Annotated in this window: 16 protein-coding genes; 6 read left to right on the top strand and 10 right to left on the bottom strand. The window is 64.3% G+C overall.

The features are described from left to right. Positions 1-15: 15 nt before the first annotated feature. Genes ACSBM8_RS03050 through ACSBM8_RS03040 form a run of 3 tightly spaced genes read right to left on the bottom strand, consistent with a single transcriptional unit; the run spans position 16 to position 2,377 of the window. Positions 16-516 carry a L,D-transpeptidase family protein gene (locus ACSBM8_RS03050; RefSeq protein WP_442681470.1) on the bottom strand — a complete coding sequence of 167 codons (501 nt, stop codon included), beginning with the start codon at positions 514-516 and terminating at the stop codon, positions 16-18. Further along, positions 516-1,577, bottom strand: a complete 1,062-nt coding sequence (gene ribA / locus ACSBM8_RS03045) for a GTP cyclohydrolase II (protein ID WP_442680199.1) — start codon at positions 1,575-1,577, stop codon at positions 516-518. Before ribA ends, ACSBM8_RS03050 begins: the two co-directional genes overlap by 1 nt. Further along, on the bottom strand, positions 1,574-2,377 hold the full coding sequence (locus ACSBM8_RS03040; protein WP_442680198.1) for an exodeoxyribonuclease III: 804 nt from the start codon (positions 2,375-2,377) through the stop codon (positions 1,574-1,576). Before ACSBM8_RS03040 ends, ribA begins: the two co-directional genes overlap by 4 nt. Positions 2,378-2,532: 155 nt before the next feature. On the opposite strand from ACSBM8_RS03040, the gene ACSBM8_RS03035 reads away from it, so the two are divergent. Continuing rightward, complete coding sequence (locus ACSBM8_RS03035) at positions 2,533-3,843, top strand: family 1 glycosylhydrolase (RefSeq protein WP_442680197.1); 1,311 nt, start codon at positions 2,533-2,535, stop codon at positions 3,841-3,843. A gap of 50 nt (positions 3,844-3,893) precedes the next feature. Here the strand turns inward: ACSBM8_RS03035 and ACSBM8_RS03030 are convergent, their stop codons facing one another. The 3 genes from ACSBM8_RS03030 to ACSBM8_RS03020 form a co-directional block, all read right to left on the bottom strand. Beyond that, positions 3,894-4,529: a carbonic anhydrase gene (locus ACSBM8_RS03030; protein WP_442680196.1), complete on the bottom strand. Its 636-nt coding sequence runs from the start codon at positions 4,527-4,529 to the stop codon at positions 3,894-3,896. Then, complete coding sequence (locus tag ACSBM8_RS03025; protein ID WP_442680195.1) at positions 4,526-6,103, bottom strand: SulP family inorganic anion transporter; 1,578 nt, start codon at positions 6,101-6,103, stop codon at positions 4,526-4,528. The genes ACSBM8_RS03030 and ACSBM8_RS03025 overlap by 4 nt, the downstream gene beginning before the upstream one ends. A 306-nt stretch (positions 6,104-6,409) precedes the next feature. After that, a complete protein-coding gene (locus ACSBM8_RS03020; RefSeq protein ID WP_442680194.1) occupies positions 6,410-8,035 on the bottom strand; it encodes a family 1 glycosylhydrolase in 1,626 nt (541 codons plus the stop codon). 314 nt (positions 8,036-8,349) lie between these two features. On the opposite strand from ACSBM8_RS03020, the gene glf reads away from it, so the two are divergent. Continuing rightward, entirely contained in the window at positions 8,350-10,596 is a 2,247-nt protein-coding gene (gene glf / locus ACSBM8_RS03015; protein WP_442680193.1) for a UDP-galactopyranose mutase, read from the top strand. 75 nt (positions 10,597-10,671) lie between these two features. Further along, positions 10,672-11,085 (top strand): hypothetical protein, encoded by a 414-nt coding sequence (locus ACSBM8_RS03010; protein ID WP_442680192.1) that lies wholly within the window; start codon positions 10,672-10,674, stop codon positions 11,083-11,085. Positions 11,086-11,508: 423 nt separating this feature from the next. Here ACSBM8_RS03010 and ACSBM8_RS03005 read toward each other — a convergent pair whose 3' ends face one another. Genes ACSBM8_RS03005 through ACSBM8_RS02995 form a run of 3 tightly spaced genes read right to left on the bottom strand, consistent with a single transcriptional unit; the run spans position 11,509 to position 13,803 of the window. Then, positions 11,509-12,108: a LolA family protein gene (locus tag ACSBM8_RS03005; RefSeq protein ID WP_442680191.1), complete on the bottom strand. Its 600-nt coding sequence runs from the start codon at positions 12,106-12,108 to the stop codon at positions 11,509-11,511. A gap of 40 nt (positions 12,109-12,148) precedes the next feature. Further along, complete coding sequence (locus tag ACSBM8_RS03000) at positions 12,149-12,487, bottom strand: hypothetical protein (protein ID WP_442680190.1); 339 nt, start codon at positions 12,485-12,487, stop codon at positions 12,149-12,151. Further along, on the bottom strand, positions 12,484-13,803 hold the full coding sequence (locus tag ACSBM8_RS02995) for a replication-associated recombination protein A (RefSeq protein WP_442680189.1): 1,320 nt from the start codon (positions 13,801-13,803) through the stop codon (positions 12,484-12,486). Before ACSBM8_RS02995 ends, ACSBM8_RS03000 begins: the two co-directional genes overlap by 4 nt. Before the next feature lie 103 nt (positions 13,804-13,906). On the opposite strand from ACSBM8_RS02995, the gene ACSBM8_RS02990 reads away from it, so the two are divergent. Beyond that, positions 13,907-14,485, top strand: a complete 579-nt coding sequence (locus tag ACSBM8_RS02990) for a PadR family transcriptional regulator (RefSeq protein ID WP_442680188.1) — start codon at positions 13,907-13,909, stop codon at positions 14,483-14,485. A gap of 83 nt (positions 14,486-14,568) precedes the next feature. Then, the gene (locus ACSBM8_RS02985) at positions 14,569-14,895 is read left to right on the top strand and encodes a DUF2218 domain-containing protein (RefSeq protein WP_442681469.1); all 327 of its coding nucleotides are present in this window, start codon (positions 14,569-14,571) and stop codon (positions 14,893-14,895) included. A 13-nt stretch (positions 14,896-14,908) separates the two neighbouring features. On the opposite strand, the gene ACSBM8_RS02980 is transcribed toward ACSBM8_RS02985, so the two are convergent. Next, the gene (locus tag ACSBM8_RS02980) at positions 14,909-15,532 is read right to left on the bottom strand and encodes a YbhB/YbcL family Raf kinase inhibitor-like protein (protein ID WP_442680187.1); all 624 of its coding nucleotides are present in this window, start codon (positions 15,530-15,532) and stop codon (positions 14,909-14,911) included. Between the two features lie 85 nt (positions 15,533-15,617). Between ACSBM8_RS02980 and ACSBM8_RS02975 the strand changes: the two genes are divergently transcribed. Beyond that, positions 15,618-18,626 (top strand): YdbH domain-containing protein, encoded by a 3,009-nt coding sequence (locus tag ACSBM8_RS02975; RefSeq protein ID WP_442680186.1) that lies wholly within the window; start codon positions 15,618-15,620, stop codon positions 18,624-18,626. Positions 18,627-18,631 lie beyond the last annotated feature (5 nt).

The raw sequence follows: 18,631 nt of genomic DNA, 5'->3' as shown, positions 1-18,631 counted from the left end.
TCGGCGAACCTCCAATCAGCATATCTCAATCGCATCCCCGAACGCGATCGTGGGCAACAAGGCCAACAGCGCCGGCTTGGCGATCGCGACGCATCCTTCCGTCATTGCGCCATCGCGCCAGCAATGGAGGAAGATCGCACTCCCCTGCCCCGCGACCGGCGGCGCATCGTTATGCCCCAGTATGACGATCGCATCGTACAGTTCGTCGTCGCGCCACAGCCGCTCGGCGCCAAAGCGATGCGGGTGCCGCACCGGGCGGTTATAAGCGGGGTCTGCCGGATCGTCCGACCAGCCGTCGTCGGGCCGCAACCAGCGCCAAGGCAACCGCATGCCGGCCGGAAGCGGCGAGCGATCGGGACGGAGCAAAACGCCGCGCACCGGCCAGATGCCGAGCGGCGTGGCGCCATCGCCTTCCCGCTTGGCCGACGCCGCAATCGGGCCACCGCGGCCGATGCTGCAGGCAACCGTGACATCGCCGGCGCGAAGCAGTCCGGCCTTGCTATCGGCGACCAGCATCACAGCAGATGCCCGGTCCGGTCGCGCTTTACGTCCAGATAATGGGCGTTGTGAGGGTTGGCGGGCAGCTTGTGCGGCACGCGTTCGATAACGGATATGCCCGCCGCCTCCAGCCCCGCGACCTTGGCGGGATTGTTGGTCAGCAGGCGGATGCTATCCTGCCCCAGCAAGCGAAGCATAGCGGCGGCGATGGTGAAATCGCGCGCATCCACCGCGAAGCCCAGCCGTAGATTGGATTCGACCGTGTCATAGCCCTGGTCCTGCAGGCCGTAGGCGCGCAACTTGTTGATCAGGCCGATCCCGCGCCCTTCCTGCCGCAGATAGAGCAATATGCCCCAGCCATTGGCCGAAATGGCGTCGATCGCGGCATGCAGCTGCGGCCCGCAATCGCACTTCAGGCTACCCAGCACATCGCCGGTCAGGCATTCGCTATGCAGCCGCACCAGCGGCGGCCCGCCATTGGGCGCACCGATCAGCAGCGCCACATGTTCGGCGGCATCGGCCGGCGATCGGAAGGCGACGATCTCGCTATTCTCCGCCCCCGCCACGGGCAGGCGCGCACGCGCCACGATCGCCAGATGATCCTGCCGTTCGTAGCTGGCGATCTCGGCGGCACTGACCTGGGCCGCCGCTTCCCCCGCGTTGCGGACGAAGAAGGCGGGCAACAGCCCGGCAACCCGTGCCAGCGTCAAAGCGGCCGAGGCCGCCTCTCCGGCCGCCACAGGGCGGGTGCGATAGGGGCCCTTCAACGGATTGGCGAGATCGTGCGCCGGATCGGCCAGTGCGACCGCCGCCGGCAGATCCAGCCACGGCACGCGTTCGATCAGCACCGGCTGGCCCGGAGTGGCGGCATCGCGCTGATTGGCCAGCTTCAGGATCGCGCCGCGCTCGGCCGAGACGAGCAGGTCGGCCACACCCTCCGCATCGAACGTCGACAGACGCAGATCGTCGGCACGCTCCACCGCCAGCACGACCAGGCTGCCGCCGGGGCTGTCGATCCGCACCGGCCAGCCGCGCCGAAGCGCGTCGACCGCGCGGGCCGCATCGCGCCCGTCGCTCACACCGCGAACTCGGTCACAAGCGGGACATGGTCCGATGGTTTCAACCAGTTGCGACACGCCTCATGCACCGTATGCGCGGTCGCCTTGGCCGCGACCTCCGGGCTCGCCCACATATGATCCAGCCGGCGACCGCGATCGTTCACCGTCCAGTCGGGCGACCGATAGCTCCACCAGGTATGCAGCCGTGCAGGCGCGGGGTAGAAATGGCGGCCCAGATCGACCCAGTCGTGCGCCGCCTTCAACCGATCCAGCAGATCCACCTCCACCGGCGTATGGCTGACGACATCCAGCAACTGCTTGTGGCTCCAGACGTCCTCGGGCAGCGGGGCGATGTTGAAGTCGCCGACCAGCAGGGTCGGTTCGCTCAGACAGCTGGCCCACTGCGTCATCCGTTCGACGAAGGCGAGCTTCTGCTTGAACTTCGGATTAACCTCCGGATCGGGAATATCGCCCCCGGCGGGGACATAGACATTCTCCAGCCGGAAGCCCGCTTCCAGCCAGACGCCGACATGACGCGCCTCGCCATTGTCCTGCCAGTCGAACCGCCAGCAATCGTCCGACGCATCCCGGAACGGAAGGCGCGACAGGATCGCGACGCCATGATGCATGCGCTGCCCGTGCAGCCGCTGATGCGTGTAGCCCCACCGCCGAAAATCCTCCGCCGGAAAGACATCGTCCGCCGCCTTGGTTTCCTGAAGGCACAGGATATCGATCCCCTCCTCCTTCAGGAAGCGTTCGACGATGCCGATCCGCGCCCGCACCGAATTGATGTTCCAGGATGCGATCTTCAGAGCTGCCATGCCGGGCATGTAGCGACGCCAGCGCTGGGATGGAAGATTGACCGCGTGCCGGCCTCATAACAGCCCAAAGCCATTGATTTCTCCGGGACTTAAGCAGTGCAGCCGCGTTGCAGACCCATGCCCTGCGGCGGGGCGCCACTCGGAAAGATCTGCCAATGGCCAATTTCATGTTCGCAACGGGAATCGAAAACAGCATCCCCACGATCAACGGGGGGCGCACCCGCGTCGATCAAATGGAGGTGTGCGGCCATTATCGCCGCTGGCGCGAGGATTTCGATCTCGTCGAGGATATGGGCATCCACTATCTTCGGTTCGGACCGCCCCTGCACAAGGCCTATCTCGGCCCGGATCACTATGACTGGGAATTTGCCGATCTGACCTTGGCCGATCTCAAGGCGCGCGACATCACGCCGATCGTCGACCTGTGCCACTTCGGCGTGCCGGACTGGATCGGCAATTTCCAGAATCCCGATTTTCCGGAGCTGTTCGCGCGCTACGCCGCCGCTTTCGCCGAACGCTATCACTGGATTCAGCTTTATACGCCGGTGAACGAAATGTTCGTCTGCGCGGTCTTCTCCGCCCAATATGGCTGGTGGAACGAGCAGCTTTCCAGCGACCAGGCGTTCGTCACCGCGCTCAAGCATATCGTGAAGGCCAATGTGCTGGCGATGCAGGAGATATTGAAACGCCGGCCCGACGCGATCTTCATCCAGAGCGAATCCTCCGAATATTTCCATGCCGACAGCCCAGCCGCGATCGGCCCGGCCGAGATCATGAACGCCAAGCGCTTCCTCAGCCTGGATCTCAATTACGGCATCCGGGTCGATAGCGAGATGTACGAATATCTACTGGATAGCGGCATGACGCGAGACGAATATCACTTCTTCCTGAACAACCGGCTGAAGCAGCACTGCATCCTCGGCAACGATTATTACTGCACGAACGAACATCGCGTGCATCAGGACGGGCGTACCTGGGCGTCGGGCGAAGTATTTGGTTACAGTGAGATCACCCGCCAATATTATGGCCGCTACGGCCTGCCGGTGATGCATACGGAAACCAACTTCCGCGAAGGCCCCAATGGCGACGAGGCGGTCAACTGGCTGTGGAAGGAATGGGCCAATGTGCTCCGGCTGCGCAATGTCGGCATCCCGACCGTGGGCTTCACCTGGTATTCGCTGACCGACCAGGTCGATTGGGACAGCGCGCTTCGCGAGCAGAATGGCAACGTCAATCCGCTCGGCCTCTATGATCTCGATCGCAACATCCGGCCGGTCGGCAGGGCCTATAAGCAGCTGATCGCGGATTGGCGGGACGTTCTGCCCGCACAGAGCGTCTGCCTGACCGTCCCGGTCGTCCCACCCTCCCACGCCGGCCGAGTCGACGCGCGCGAGCAGGAAGAGCGGGCTGGATCCCGCCTGCACGATACGGAGGCCGCGCCATCGGTGCAGGAGATCGGGCGGTGAACGCTCGACGGATAGAGCAGCCCGATTAGAGGGATATTTGCGCAGGTGATTTAGAGGACGCGCTCCGGCGCCTGCACCTCATCCAGCCGGGTGGTGGCATCGACTTCCATCAAGGGCTTGATGAGCCCGTCACGCAGGTCGTAAATCCAGCCGTGCAGCGCCAGTTTCTGGCCGTTCGCCCAGCGATCCTGCACCGTCTTGGTATGGGCCAGGCGCACCAGCTGATCGCGTACATTGACCTCGACCAGCCGGTTGAGCCGGCCTTCTTCGGTCGACGCGCCATCGATCTCGGCGGCGTTGGAATGATAGACCCGGCGCGCATTGTCGAGCCATTCGTCCAGAACCCCGTCGGTGCCGCCGTCCAGCGCCGCGCGCATCCCGCCGCAGCCATGATGGCCGCAAACGATGATATGCTCCACCTCCAGCACGCCGACCGCATATTGCAGCACGGACATCAGGTTCTTGTCGTCCTCGTTGACGAGGTTGGCGATGTTGCGGTGGATGAACATGCCGCCGGGCGGCGTCATCGTCATCTGCTCCGGGCTCACCCGGCTGTCGGAACAGCCGATCCACAGGAAATCCGGCTTCTGTCCGCCGACATGGCGCGCGAAGAAGTCCGGGCTCTCGTCGCGCAGTTCGAACGACCAGGCCTTGTTCGCCAGCAGCAATTGTTTGTATTTTCTCATGCGTAGCCAACCTCGTAACTGGGCGCGTTGATCAATGGCGCGCTGCGACGGGCGATGTCGCCGCGCACGACGACGCTGATCCCGCGAAATGCGGCGCCTTTGATGAAGGCGTTGATGATCTCGATATTGTCGAGATCGACATAGCTGGTGGACGAAAGATCGATCAGCAGATTGCGATTGTCCGGCACCCGGCCGAGCTCGCGTTGCAACTCGTATTTGTGAATAAAATACAGGTTGCGCCGCGCCCGGATCAGGCAATCGTCATCGTCGCAGGCGAACGTGATCGCCGACCGGAAATTGCGCCCCACGACGAACACGAAGCCGACGAACAGCCCGATGACGATGCCGATGAGCAGATCGCTCATCAGGATGGCAACGACCGTGATCACGAACGGCACGAATTGCGTCCAGCCCTGCGCATAGCGCTGCAGGAACAATTTGGGCTTGGCTAGCTTATACCCGGTCGCGATCAGGATCGCGGCGAGAGCCGACAGCGGGATCAGGTTCAGCACGGTCGGGATCAGCAGCACGCTCAGCAGCAGCCACAGGCCGTGCATGATCGTCGAAGCTTTGCTCTCGGCCCCGGCATCCACATTGGCGGACGACCGTACGATCACCGACGTGATCGGAATACCGCCGATCAGACCCGAGACGATGTTGCCGCCGCCTTGCGCGAACATCTCACGATTCTTGTCGGTCGTGCGACGCCGCGGGTCGAGTTCGTCGACCGCTTTGACGCTGAGCAGGGATTCCAGGCTGGCCACGATCGCAAGCGTGACGGCGATCGTCCACACCGCCGGGTTGCCGATGGCGGTAAAGTCGGGGACGCTGAACAGCGACACGAACTCGCCAATGCCGTGCGATACCGGGACCTGCACCAGATGCGTCGGCTTGAGCGCAAGATTGGGCGCGGCCGACTGCAGGATCAGATTGCCGATCACACCGATCAGCACCACGACAAGCGGGCCCGGCAGGAAGCGCAGCGGGCCCGTCTTGGGCCGCGCAGTGTCCCACCAGAACAGGAAAGCGAGGCTAAGGCCGCTGATCAGCAACGCGCCCCACAGCACGCTGTCGCGCAACGCAAACCAGATCGAGGAGAAGGTATTATATCCATTCCCCTGAAAGAATTCGAAGCTGCCGATATAATCGCCGTCATAGCCGACGGCGTGCGGCACCTGCTTCAGGATCAGGATGATGCCGATCGCGGCCAGCATGCCGGTGATGACCGAAGACGGCACGAATTCGCTGAGGATGCCCGCGCGCGTCAGCCCGAACAGAAGCTGGATCACGCCGCCCAGTGTTACCGCCAGCAGGAACATTTCGAACGTCGGTAAGGATTTGATCGCGTCGAACACGATCACCGTCAGGCCGGCGGCAGGGCCGCTGACGGAGAGGGGCGACTTGGATAGGGTGCCGACGACGATGCCGCCGACGACCCCGGCAATGATGCCCGAAAACAGGGGCGCGCCGGACGCGAGCGCGACACCGAGACACAAAGGCAGCGCAACCAGTGCGACCACCAGAGATGCCGGCGCGTCTGCCTTCAGCGTTGAAAAGACGGAACGATTTTCCATGAACACCTTCTGATGCCAGCGTCTTGCAGGCGTTACGGTGGCTGAATCGCACAGCACGCGTGACAGCACGAATCAGAAAGGTCGGCAGAAACATTTTATTACCGTCGGGCGATGAAAGGCTTGGATAATGGCCCGTGCCGCCCTCGCGCACCGCCACGTGAATGTTTCTCGGTAGCGCGAAACCGGCAAAGTCCCGACGCTCCGCAAAGCGGGAGCAACAAACATGGCAGGCGCGGGCGCGTGCGATCGCGTGACCGAAAAGGCCGTTGCTTACGTCACGGAATCGCCCGCTTTGATAGGGCCGCGTCAGGCGGCGATACGATCCGCCGTGGCGCTTGCGTCGATCAACCGGTCGAGAAGTTCATCGACCCGAACCACGCCCGACGCGTCGACAAGGGGGATGGAACGGGTCGCGCAGGCCCGCGCCAGGTTCGGCCCTGCGGCGCAGGTGGTCGCGATCGCCCACGGGCGGCGGGCCAGCACCGCGTCGACATCGGCCGGACCATCCTGGGCGGGCGAACCGATCGTCTGAAACGCCATTCCGCGATTTTCGCACGCGGTGACGAGCGGCGCGACATCCTCTCCCATCAACAAGAGCGGCGGCACATCCCCGCCTGGCGCCGCAGATGTCGTGCGGTCGCATATCGGGGCGGGCCGCGGGACCGCCGGATGCACCAGCCGGATCGACCGCCGCCACCATCCGGCATCGGCCGCTACCGGGTGACGACCACCCTCACCGACCAGCGATCGCAGCAGATCGACCATGGCCGTGGGCTGCGGCGCACCACTGCTCACGTCATAGATTCCCGGCTCATACGTGCCCGGTCCGGTCAGCAAAGTGTTCCACCCCTGGCTTCCCAGCAAGGCCCAGCTCGTCACGGCCTGAACATCGACGCCCTGCTCGCGCAGCGCGCCCGCCGTTTGCCAGGCCTCCGCCATCCAGCGCATCTGCTCCTCGCGCGTGCAGCCATTGTGGATCTCGGTCACCGCCAGCGGGATGCGATAGCGCGCCCACGCTTCCAGCAGGACGCCGCGCAGGCCAGGGGGCGGCGGATCGAGCACGCGCACCGCCTCCGTATCCGCGAAGGCGCGTTGTCCGTTGCTGCCATGTAGATGTCGTGGATAGCGTTGCAGCCGGTGGTCCAGAAAACGATCGCTGGTCAGATAATGGTTCACGCCGATCACATCCGGCGGGCACGGCCGGTCGGCGATACGGCGCAGACGATCTTCCAGGCCGAAGCCGCACAGCCGCCGCCACAGGGCATGCCCGGGGACGACCTTGCCGCACAGCAGGTCCCAGCTCATCCAGCGGCGGACATTGTCGAAGGCCGCTTGCTCGCGCAGGGCCACGGTTGCATAGGTCCGGCCGAGATCGTCCGTCTGGATCAGCCGTGCCGCCGGATTGACCCGCCTGATTTCCGCCATCGCCTGTGCGACGCCCTCGATCTGGTTGAGCAGCGCCAGCCAGAAGCTCCGCTCCTCGCGATGGTGCGGATACCATAGACCGTATAAAGCGGAGAAGCGCGCGGTCGTCACCGGTTCGTTGACCGGAGTCCAATCTTCGATCCAAGGATAGCGCTCCGCCACCATGCGCGCGAAATTGGCAAGGCCGGGCGCAAAGCTGTCGGCGAGCAGATCGGTGTATTTCGGCCCGCTGCCATGATGCACCAAGCCGGCGATCGGGCGGATACCCAAAGCCTGCAGTCGTCCTACCCGCGCGTCCGACCAGTTCCAGTCGACCATGTCCGGATGCTCCGGCGCCATCCGCTCCCACAAGATCGGATAGCGCAAGGCGCGAATGCCCAGGCTCGCGAAAAGGTCGAGGTCCGAAATGCGATCATGATGACCGGTAGCGTGCAATTGATCGCCAAACCGATCGCCGAGACGGTTCACCGTGCATTCCGGCCCGCCCCATAGCTCGAGCTCGCCCATTGATGGTCTCCCGATCCTTCCCAGCGTAACGGAGCAGGGCAGGCAAAGTTGCTTAATTTCTCATCGGGGCGAAGTTAATATGGATCAATAAACCTATGTTTTACTTAGGTTTTTTTATGGCAGTCAAAGGAACTGGCCGGGGTCGGCACCGTTAGGTTTGTTCATTCGTCAGCAAGGTGTCGTTCGTGATCCAGCCCGCCCCCCGACCCGCTTTACGCACTCGCGCTAACGGGGGGATTGATGGCATCGCGACAACGCTGATCTGTTTCAGTCATTTGCGTTGGGATTTCGTATTCCAGCGGCCGCAGCATCTGATGATGCGCTTCGCCCAGCAAGGTCGCGTGATCTTCTGGCAGGAGCCGCATTATATCGACGATCTCGCCATGGCACGGCTCGACATACGGCCAACCCCCGAGAACGTGACCATCGTCACGCCGGAGCTTCGTTCGGGCGGCGACCCCGCGACCGACGGCGCCGCACTTAGAAGTCTGCTCGATTCCTTTGTTGCCGACGTCGAAGGGCCGCTGGTCCGTTGGTATTACACCCCGATGATGCTTCCCTTTTCGGAGCATGTGGCAGCCGATTGCATCGTCTATGATTGCATGGACGAACTCGCCAACTTCAAGGGCGCGCCACCCGAACTGCTGCCGCTGGAACAGAAGTTGCTGGCCGTTGCCGATCTTGTTTTCACGGGCGGGTACAGCCTGTACGAGGCGAAGCGCGATCGCCATCCCAGCATCCACCCCTTCCCGTCCAGCGTTGACGTCGGCCACTTTACCCAAGCCCGTACAATGACGTCTGATCCTGATGATATGGCCGGCCTGCCGCATCCGCGCTTCGGCTTCTATGGAGTCGTGGACGAGCGTATGGACCTTGCGCTCCTTGCGGCGGTTGCGGACGCGCGTCCCGAATGGTCGATCGCAATCGTCGGCCCGGTGGTGAAGATTAGCGAAAACGATCTGCCGCGCCGGCCGAACCTCCATTATCTTGGCGGAAAGTCCTATGACGCGCTGCCGGCCTATCTAGGTAGCTGGGACGTGGCGCTTATGCCCTTCGCCATCAATGAGGCGACGCGCTTCATCAGTCCGACGAAGACGCCGGAATATCTGGCCGGCGGCCTCCCGGTGGTTTCGACCCCGATCACCGACGTCGTGCGCCATTATGGTGAAATGGACGCGGTCGCGATCGCATCGACGCCCGAGCAATTCGTTGCTGCCTGTGAAGATGCGCTGACGTTGCGCGCGTCGGGAGACGCCTGGCGCGCCGACGTCGATGCCATTCTGTCCGGAATGTCGTGGGACCGCACCTTCGCCCAGATGGCGGATCTGATCGACGACGCGGTCACGCGCGCGGGCCATGTCCAGCCGATCGTCTCGCCGACCATATGGCCGGCCCAACGGCCCAAGGCCTATGATGTGATGGTGGTGGGTGCAGGCTTTGCCGGTGCGGTTATGGCGGAGCGGCTGGCGACCGGGTCAAACCTGCGGGTCCTGGTGGTCGATCGTCGGCCGCATGTCGCCGGCAATGCCTTCGATGTGCACAACGCCGATGGCGTGCTGATCCACCAATATGGTCCGCACATCTTTCATACCAACAGCCAGGATATCGTCGATTATCTGTCCCGGTTCACCCCGTGGCGCCCCTATGAGCATCGCGTGCTGGCGAGCGTCGATGACATGCTGGTGCCGATCCCGATCAACCGCACCACGCTCAACAAACTGTATGGCCTTGCGCTGACGACGGATGAAGAGGCGGCCAGCTTCCTGGCGTCCCGGGCGGAACCGGTCGACATCATCAAGACATCGGCGGATGTGGTCGTCTCCGCGGTCGGCCAGGAACTCTATGAGAAGTTCTTCCGCGGCTATACGCGCAAGCAATGGGGCATGGATCCGTCCGAGCTCGACAAGGCCGTTACGGCACGCGTACCGACCCGCACGAACACCGATGACCGCTATTTCGGCGACAGCTTCCAGGCGATGCCGCGCGACGGTTATACGGCGATGTTCGAACGGATGCTGGATCACCCCAATATCGATCTGCTGCTGGGCGTGGACTATGCCGAGGCGCGCGCCGCTTACCCGCACGACCATCTCGTCTTCACCGGGCCGATCGACGAATATTTCGGCTATCGCTTCGGCAAATTGCCGTATCGGTCCCTCCAGTTTCGCCACGAGACGCTCGATCAGGAATGGTTGCAGCCGGTCGCCGTGGTCAATTACCCGGCAGAGGATGTGCCCTACACGCGCATCACCGAATACAAGCACCTCACCGGCCAGAGCGCGCCCAAGACCAGCATCACCTACGAATATCCGGCGGCCGAGGGCGATCCTTACTATCCGATCCCCCGTCCGGAAAATCAGGCGCTGTTCAAACGCTATGAAGCACTGGCCATCGCACAAAGCGACGTAACGTTCGTCGGACGGTTGGCGACGTACCGATATTATAATATGGATCAAGTTGTCGGCCAGGCGCTTGCGACCTATCGGCGCTTCGCTGCGGATGAGCGGCGGATCGTGGATACGGCCCGCGACGCCCGGTTGTCGGACCAGGTTGCTGCATAAACGAAGATTACCCATGACGGGTTTTGGGGGGATAATTTGAACATGGATCGTCCAGCGGACCTGCGCTCAGGACGCGTGCTTCTGTTGTCCCCGCCTGCCAGTTTCAGCGCTGCCTATATTCGGCGGTCTCTGCAATTTTGCGGCATTCCGGTGTTCACGCCGGAGGGTGATCCGGTTGAGGCTTTCGCGAAATTGGATGCCGATGCGTGGACGTCGATCAGCGCCTGCGTGATCGTGGACCTGGGGCGCGCGTCCTTTGCCGACGCGGAACCGCAACAGCCGGGCGTGCCGTTCCTGTTCGTCGGCTACGAGCCCGAATATTGGTTTCCGGGCCCTTATTCCTGGTTGGCTCCGCCATTCGCCTCACACCAGGTGGTCGATACGCTGACGGCGATGATGACCAACATCAGTTCGACCATGAACGCGATGATGGACCTGACCGTACCGCCGGCGGCCAAGCCGAACGACGATCACTCCCCGAAGCGCTAGAGCGTGACGACTTTGGTAAGAACCGTTCGTCTCGAGTAGCGATCGAGCCCTTCGACTGCCTGCGAGGCAGGCGCTCAGGACAGGCTTGTCGAGAGCGCGTATCGAGAGATACCCACCAATGCCTCGATACGCGCCCTCGATACGCCCTGCGGGCTACTCGGTCGCACCTCGGCACGAACGGATCAGTGTAAAGTCATCATACTCTAGGCGCGTCGGGCGCGGCTCGCGGGCGCGCTGTGCAATCGACCGGACTGGAAAAGGAAGGGCCCCCGCTCCGGGGGCTGGAGCGAGGGCCGACCTGGCGTTCGTCACGCAGGTGGGGTGCGAACATCGTCCCGGGCAACAGGGGGGAATCCCGGAAACGGCATCGCAACCGCACAGCCTTTCTAGGCCAGCCTTCCTGTCGCGAAACTGAATAGAAGGTCAGTGGCCCCTGTTTTTTGGTCGAGGGTCGCTCCAGAGGAACGCTTTATCGCTAATGGCGCCGCCGAACTGCTGATTCGACAGGACCGTGGTGGTGCGATTGCCTTGCGCGTCGAGCACCTGCCAGCCAGCCAGGATCAACCCGCCGGGTGCACCAGGCTTGGCCGCGAAACCGATCGTGATCGTGCCGAACTCGGGATGCTTGGGATCGCGCCCTTCGATCACGATCCGCCCGTCCGGTGCGCCCGGCACAATGTGCGCATAGCGGGCGATGTCCTTGGACGGATCGAGCAGCAGCGCGAGCGGGGAATCGCCCACCTTCCACCGCGAAACCTGGCTGACCTTATAGTCGATGAAGGTGAACGCCTTGCCGTCGCTGACGATCAGCAGCGGTACGCCCTTCTGATATTGGAAGCGGATCTTGCCGGGCTGCTTCAGCGTGACCGTACCCGTCACCGTCCGGCCGGTGCGATCCGTCTGGGCGAAATCCGCAGTCATGGTGGTGACCGCACGCAGATGCGCCTGGACCTGGGCAAGACCGCCGGTGGCGGCGGACGCGGGCGCGGCAATCAGCGCGGCGGCAATGGCAAAACGAAACATGCTGTCTTCCTGATGGCGCCGCGTTGAACTCGGGCTGAACTTAGGTCTTGCGCGGCTTCGGCTTCCGGCGCGTCATCGTCCAATCGCGCGAGGCTTCGATCTGATCCAGCACAAGTTGCGGATTGGCGGAATTGTAGCGCACCAGCAGCGCCGTATAGCCTTCGTAATGCGGCGTCTGCCAAAAGGTGTCGGGATCGATCTGCTTCAGCATCTCGATCTTGTCGCGGTCCATGTGCAGGCAGAAGCTGCCGGGATCGTCGCTCCGCGACAGGATCGGCCGATCATTCGCCTTCACGGCCGGACCGCCATAATAAGTGGTGAGCTCCGTGTCGGGCAGCGACAAAGCGTGCGCAACCACCGCCTCCCAGTCCAGGCTCACCCCTGCTTCTCCTCGCGCAGCTTCTGCCAATAGGCCAGGCGCTCGGCGATCTTGGCCTCGAAACCGCGCGGTGTCGGCGTGTAGAAGCTCTGCGGATTCATCTCTTCGGGCCAGTAATTGTCCCCCGAGAATGCCTCGTCGCGATCATGGTCATAGGCATAACCTTTCCCATAGCCGATCGTCTTCATCAATTTGGTCGGTGCGTTGAGGATATTCTTCGGCGGCATCAGCGATCCCGTCTCCTTCGCCGATCGCGCCGCCGCCTTCCACGCGACATAGCCCGCATTCGATTTGGGCGCCGTCGCCAGATAGATCAACGCATTGGCGATCGCGAGTTCACCCTCGGGCGAGCCCAGGAAATCGTAACTGTCCTTGGCGGCAAGGCACTGCACCAGTGCCTGCGGATCGGCCAGCCCGATATCCTCGCTCGCCATCCGCACCATGCGGCGCAACAGGTAAAGCGGTTCCTCCCCCGCCACCAGCATCCGCGCCAGATAATAGAGCGCCGCCTGCGGATCAGAGCCGCGCACCGCTTTGTGCAAGGCGGAGATCAGATTGTAATGCCCCTCGCGATCCTTGTCATAGACCGCCACCCGGCGGTGGAGCAGCGCGGCCAAGCCGGCAGGATCCAGTGCGTCCGGCAGGTTAATCGAGAACAACGTTTCCGCCTGATTGAGCAGGAACCGCCCGTCGCCATCGGCGCTTGCGATCAGTGCCGCCCGCGCATCGGCATTGAGCGGCAAGCCCCGCCCTTCGATTGCCTCGGCCCGGGCCAGCAGCTTTTCGAGCGCCACCATATCCAGCCGGTTCAGGATCAGCACCTGCGCGCGCGACAGCAGCGCTGCGTTCAGCTCGAACGAGGGATTTTCGGTGGTCGCACCCACCAGAACAACGGTTCCGTCCTCGACATAAGGCAGGAAACCATCCTGTTGCGCGCGATTGAAACGGTGGATTTCGTCCACGAACAGCAATGTTCGCTGCCCAGCGCGTGCATATTCGCGGGCTTCCGCAAACGTCTTTTTAAGCTCCGCGACGCCTGAAAAGACCGCGGAAATTCCCACGAAACGCAGCCCCACCGCGTCCGCGAGCAGCCGCGCGGTGCTGGTTTTACCCGTCCCGGGCGGCCCCCACAGGACCATCGAGGACAAGCGCCCCGCCTTCACCATGCGCCCGATCGCGCCTTCCGGGCCGGTCAGATGCTCCTGCCCGATCACCTCATCCAGCGAGCGCGGACGAATCCGGTCGGCAAGCGGGGCATCGGCGGCAGGCTCCGCCGGAGCGTCGGCAGGCAAGGCAGCGGCAAAGAGATCGGCCATGCCGCCAATATAAGGATCGCACCCCACCACCGCCACGCTGCAAAACACCGTCTTGAAATATCTTAAGATATATCTTAGATGCGATTCGATGATACAGGAGATAATGAAAATGCGATTTGGACATGGCTATGGTCATTGGCTTGGCGGCGGCTTCGGCCCCGGTGGACGCGAGCATCGCGGACGCGGCTGGGGCCATCATGAGCGCGGTGGCGGACGTCGCCGCGTCTTCGACGGCGGCGAGCTGCGACTGGTTCTGCTGGCCTTGCTCGAGGCCCAACCCCGCCACGGTTACGATCTCATCCGCGAGATCGAAGAGCGCACGGGCGGCAGCTACGCCCCCAGCCCCGGCGTCGTTTACCCGACGCTCACCATGCTCGACGAGATGGGCCATATCGACGAGGTGAAGGAAGAAGGCGCGCGCAAGCGCTTTGCCATCACCGATGGCGGCCGCACGCATCTCGATGAGAAGCGCGACGAGGTCGATGCCTTGCTCGAACGCCTGTCCCGCATGGGGCAGGAGGAAGGCCGCACCGGCGCCGCGCCGATCAAGCGGGCGATGATGGGGCTCGGCATGGCCTTGCGGGACACGTTGGGTGCCGGCCGCGGACGCGAGGACCTGGTCCACGACGTCGCTGCCATCCTCGATGAGGCGGCGCGCAAGATCGAACGGCTCGAAAAATGACGCGGCTGGCACTGCTGCGGCAGCGGCTGGGCATCGCGCCCGCCGCTGCCGGACCCTTACTCTACCCTCGAAAGACACCCGATATGACCCAGGTTTTCAGCGCGGAATCAACGGTTCCGACCACCCACGGCAGCCGCTACCTCCAACAATTGTGCAAGCATTGGACGCATAATCTGACCGTCGAATTCACGGCCGAGCATGGCACAATCGTGTTTCCCAAGGACGCGCGCGGCGCCGAGCATCCCGGCGATGCGCTGGTGACGTTCGATGCGCGCGCCGATGGTCTGGACGTGCGGATCGACGCCACCTCGCCCGAGCAGCGCGATGGATTGAAGGGCGCGATCGCCCGCCATCTCGATCGCTTCGCCTTTCGAGAAGCGCCGCTGCCCTTCGAATGGCGGGATCTGTGACCGACCTGCCGGGCTAGGCTGTCGCCAGCCCGGAGGCCACGCCGTCCGTCGTCGCCGCCTCGCCACGCGAATAGGTGCCGACCAGCAAGCCAGCCGCCACGACATTGCCCTGCAACGCTTTCACAAGCGCATCGCGGCCCGGATTGGCGTCCAGCACTGGCGTGTGACGGAGCGCGAACAGCTGGAACACATAATCGTGATTGCCATGCCCGGTCGGCGGATCGGGCGGCAGCCAGCCTTCGCTGAGATAGCTGTTGCGGCCGACGTCGCTGCCGTCAGGAGCCCCTGACCCGTCACGCACGATGGCGCCTTCGGCCAGCCGATTCTCCGCGGTCGGGATATTCCACACGACCGCATGCACCAGCGGATAAGGGGCCGGGGCATCCGGATCCTCGACGATCAGGGCCAGGCTGGACGTGCCTTCCGGCGGATCGCGCCATACCAAAGGCGGGGAAACGCCCTCGCCGTCCGCAGTGAAGCGTTCGGGCAGGCGCGCACCGTTGGCGAATGCCGGGCTCGACAGCTCCAGACTGGAGGCGCCGACCTCCAGATCGGGATTGACGATGGTCAGTTTGGCATGCCCGGCACGCACATTGTGCATCAAAGCGCCGAGCCAGAATGGAACATGTTCGAGCATCGCAGCCCTCCTTCGGTCGTGTAACGAATGCGCCGGCTGCCGGCTCCGAACTTTTACCTGAGCATATTATCCGCCTAATGGGCGCGTGGCTTCTCTCCCCAGATTGATCGGGCCTGCACGACAGCGCCCTGTAACGGCCACCCTGCTGGTGCTGCTTGTGCTGCTGTTATTGGCTGTGGCGGCCGCATGGTTTGCGCGGTTCCAGCTGGCCGCGCGGATCGTCGATGGCAAGTTGCGCGCCGCCAACGTGCCCGCATCCTATCGCTTCACCAAGGTCGGGCCCTTCCAGGAACGGATGGAAGATGTCCGGATCGGAGACCCGGCTGCGCCCGATCTCATCGCGCGCCGTATCGATGTCGATCTGGGCTATGGGTGGAGCGGGCCGTTCGTGCGCCGGATCAGCGTCGACGGCGTACGGTTGCGCGCTTTGTATGACGCGCGGGGATTTCACCTGGGCGCGCTCGATCGCCTGCTCCCCAAATCCAGCGGCAAGGCGGGATTGCCGGATATCGCTTTAGCCCTGCGCGATGCCCAGGTGGTGCTCGGCACGCCGGCCGGCACGATGAGCCTGGCGGTCGTCGGCGAAGGCAATCCGGCGCGGACATTCGCTGGCGAAGCACGGCTGGCCTCCCTGTCGCTGACGGCCGGCGGATGCACGGCGAGCGATGTCGCGGCGGTACTGCAGATCGCGACCGACGGCGGCAAACCGTCGGCGCGCGGACCGATCCGCACCAGCGGCGTCGCCTGTCCCGCGCAGAATATCCAGCTTGGCCAAGGCGCCGCACAGATTGTGGCGGCGACGGATCCGGGGTTCGAACGGCTGACGCTGGACGCGAATGTCGCGGGCTTCGGCGGCCGGCTCCATGCGATCGAGGTCGCGTCCGTCAGCGGGACCATTACCGGATCGCGCTCGTCCAGCGGCTTTGGCGCGGCAGGTCGGCTGACGATGAAGTCGCTCTCCGCGCCTGCATTGACCAGGCGCGTTGCTCCCCTCGCGCACAGCGCCGACGGTACGCCCGCAGGCCCGGTCGTGACGCGCGCGATCGACGCCGTGGCACGGCTGCTGCGCCGCAGTGACGCGACGCTCGACCTCAATATTATCGGCAATGTCGGGCAGCCGATCGACGTGCGGGTCCATCGGGCAACCCTACGTGGGACGAATGGCGCGCGCATTGACGCCGTCGAACGCGGCGGTCTCAGCTGGAGCCCAGCGGGCTTTCAGAGCGATGCCGATATCTCGATGACAGGCGGCGATCTGCCCTCGCTGGCGCTTCGGCTGCGGCAGGCCAAGGCGGGGGCGCCGCTGACGGCCGACGCCGTCCTTCAACCCTATCGCGCCGGCGCTGCCCGGCTGGCGGCGACGCCCGTTCGCGTCAGCTGGGATGGACGAACTGCGCAATTCGGCACCGTCCTGACGCTCGATGGACCACTGAACGGCGGCGCCGTGCGCGGGCTGACGATCCCGTTGCGCGGCACCGTCTCGGCTGCGGGCGCGGCCCAGCTCGATGCCGGCTGCCACATCCTCGCATTCGACCGGTTGCAGCTGACCTCCTTCACCTTCGACGCAGCGCGGCTGCCCGTCTGCGGCGCGCCGATCGTCGCGCGCACCGCGGACGGCGGCTGGCGCATCCAGGCCCGGACCGGTGCGATCCGGCTGGCGGGGCGCACGCGCGACGGTGCCCCGGTGGCAGTGGGCGCGGCACAGGCAATGCTGAGCGGCAGCGTCCTCTCCGCGCGTGGGGTCAGCGCAACGCTGGGACGCGCGGACCAGCAGACGCATGTTGCGATCGATACGCTGGAGGGCACGATCCGCGACGGTCGCGTCGGCGGCAGGTTTGGGGGCGCCAGCGGCGCGATCGCCAATGTGCCGCTCAATTTGGCAGACGCCCAGGGCGACTGGACCGTGGCCGGGGGCCGGCTGAAGCTCGCGGGTATGCTCAACATCAGCGATGCCGAGACGGCGACGCCGCGGTTCCGGCCGCTGGCCACCGACGACGCCTCCCTGGGCCTGGACGGCGGGACGATCACGGCCACGGCGACGCTGCGCGAGCCGAAAAGCAGGGCCGAAGTCACCCGGATGGCGCTGATCCATGATCTGTCCAGCGGCACCGGCCACGCGACGCTGGACGTGGCCGGCATCACCTTCGTCCCCAAGGGCTTGCAGCCGGACCAGATCACGCCGCTGACGCTGGGCGTGATCGCCAACGTCGCGGGCACCGTTGCGGGGCGCGGGCGGATCGACTGGAATAACCAGGGGGTGAGCAGCCAGGGCGATTTCTCCACCGAACGGACCGACTTCGCCGCCGCCTTCGGGCCGGTCGTGGGGCTGAAGGGCAAGATCCACTTCACCGACCTGCTGGGCCTGGTGACCGCGCCGGACCAGGAGGCGACCGTCGCCGAGATCAATCCGGGCGTGGCGGTGACGAACGGCGTCGTGCGCTACCGCCTGATCGGGCAGAATCGCGCGCAGATCGATTCCGCCAACTGGCCGTTTGCCGGGGGCAATCTGAGCCTCGATCCGGCGATCGTGGCGTTTGGCAGCGGCGCGGACCGGCGCCTGACCTTCCGCATCCGTGGCCTGAATGCCGCCGCCTTCATCCAGCAGCTCGACTTCCCCAACATCTCCGCGACGGGCACGTTCGACGGCGAACTGCCGATGATCTTCGACCAGGCCGGCGGGCGGATCGAGCAGGGCCGGATCACCGCGCGCGACACCGGAACGCTGGCCTATATCGGTCAGGTCTCCAATGCGCAGCTGGGCATGATGGGCAAACTCGCCTTCGATGCGCTGAAGGCGATCCGCTATTCCTCGCTCGACATCCGGCTCGACGGGCGGCTGGATGGCGAGATGGTGAGCATGGTCCGCTTCACCGGCATCCGCGAGGCGACGCCCGAGCAAAGCCTGGTCACGCGGTTGATCCGCAACCTGCCGTTCCGGTTCAACATCGCGATCCGCGCGCCGTTCCGCGGCCTGGTCGGCTCCGCGCGGTCCTATATCGATCCCAGCCTGCTGCTGACGCAGGTGTCCCCTTCACCCCAGCCAACCGGCGCTGAACCGAACATTCAGCCCCCCGCAAGCGGAGTCGTGCGATGAACAGC

This window comes from Sphingomonas sp. ASY06-1R (assembly GCF_052180265.1).
Taxonomy (GTDB): domain Bacteria; phylum Pseudomonadota; class Alphaproteobacteria; order Sphingomonadales; family Sphingomonadaceae; genus Sphingomonas_I.
This window is presented reverse-complemented; position numbering and strand designations above follow the sequence as displayed.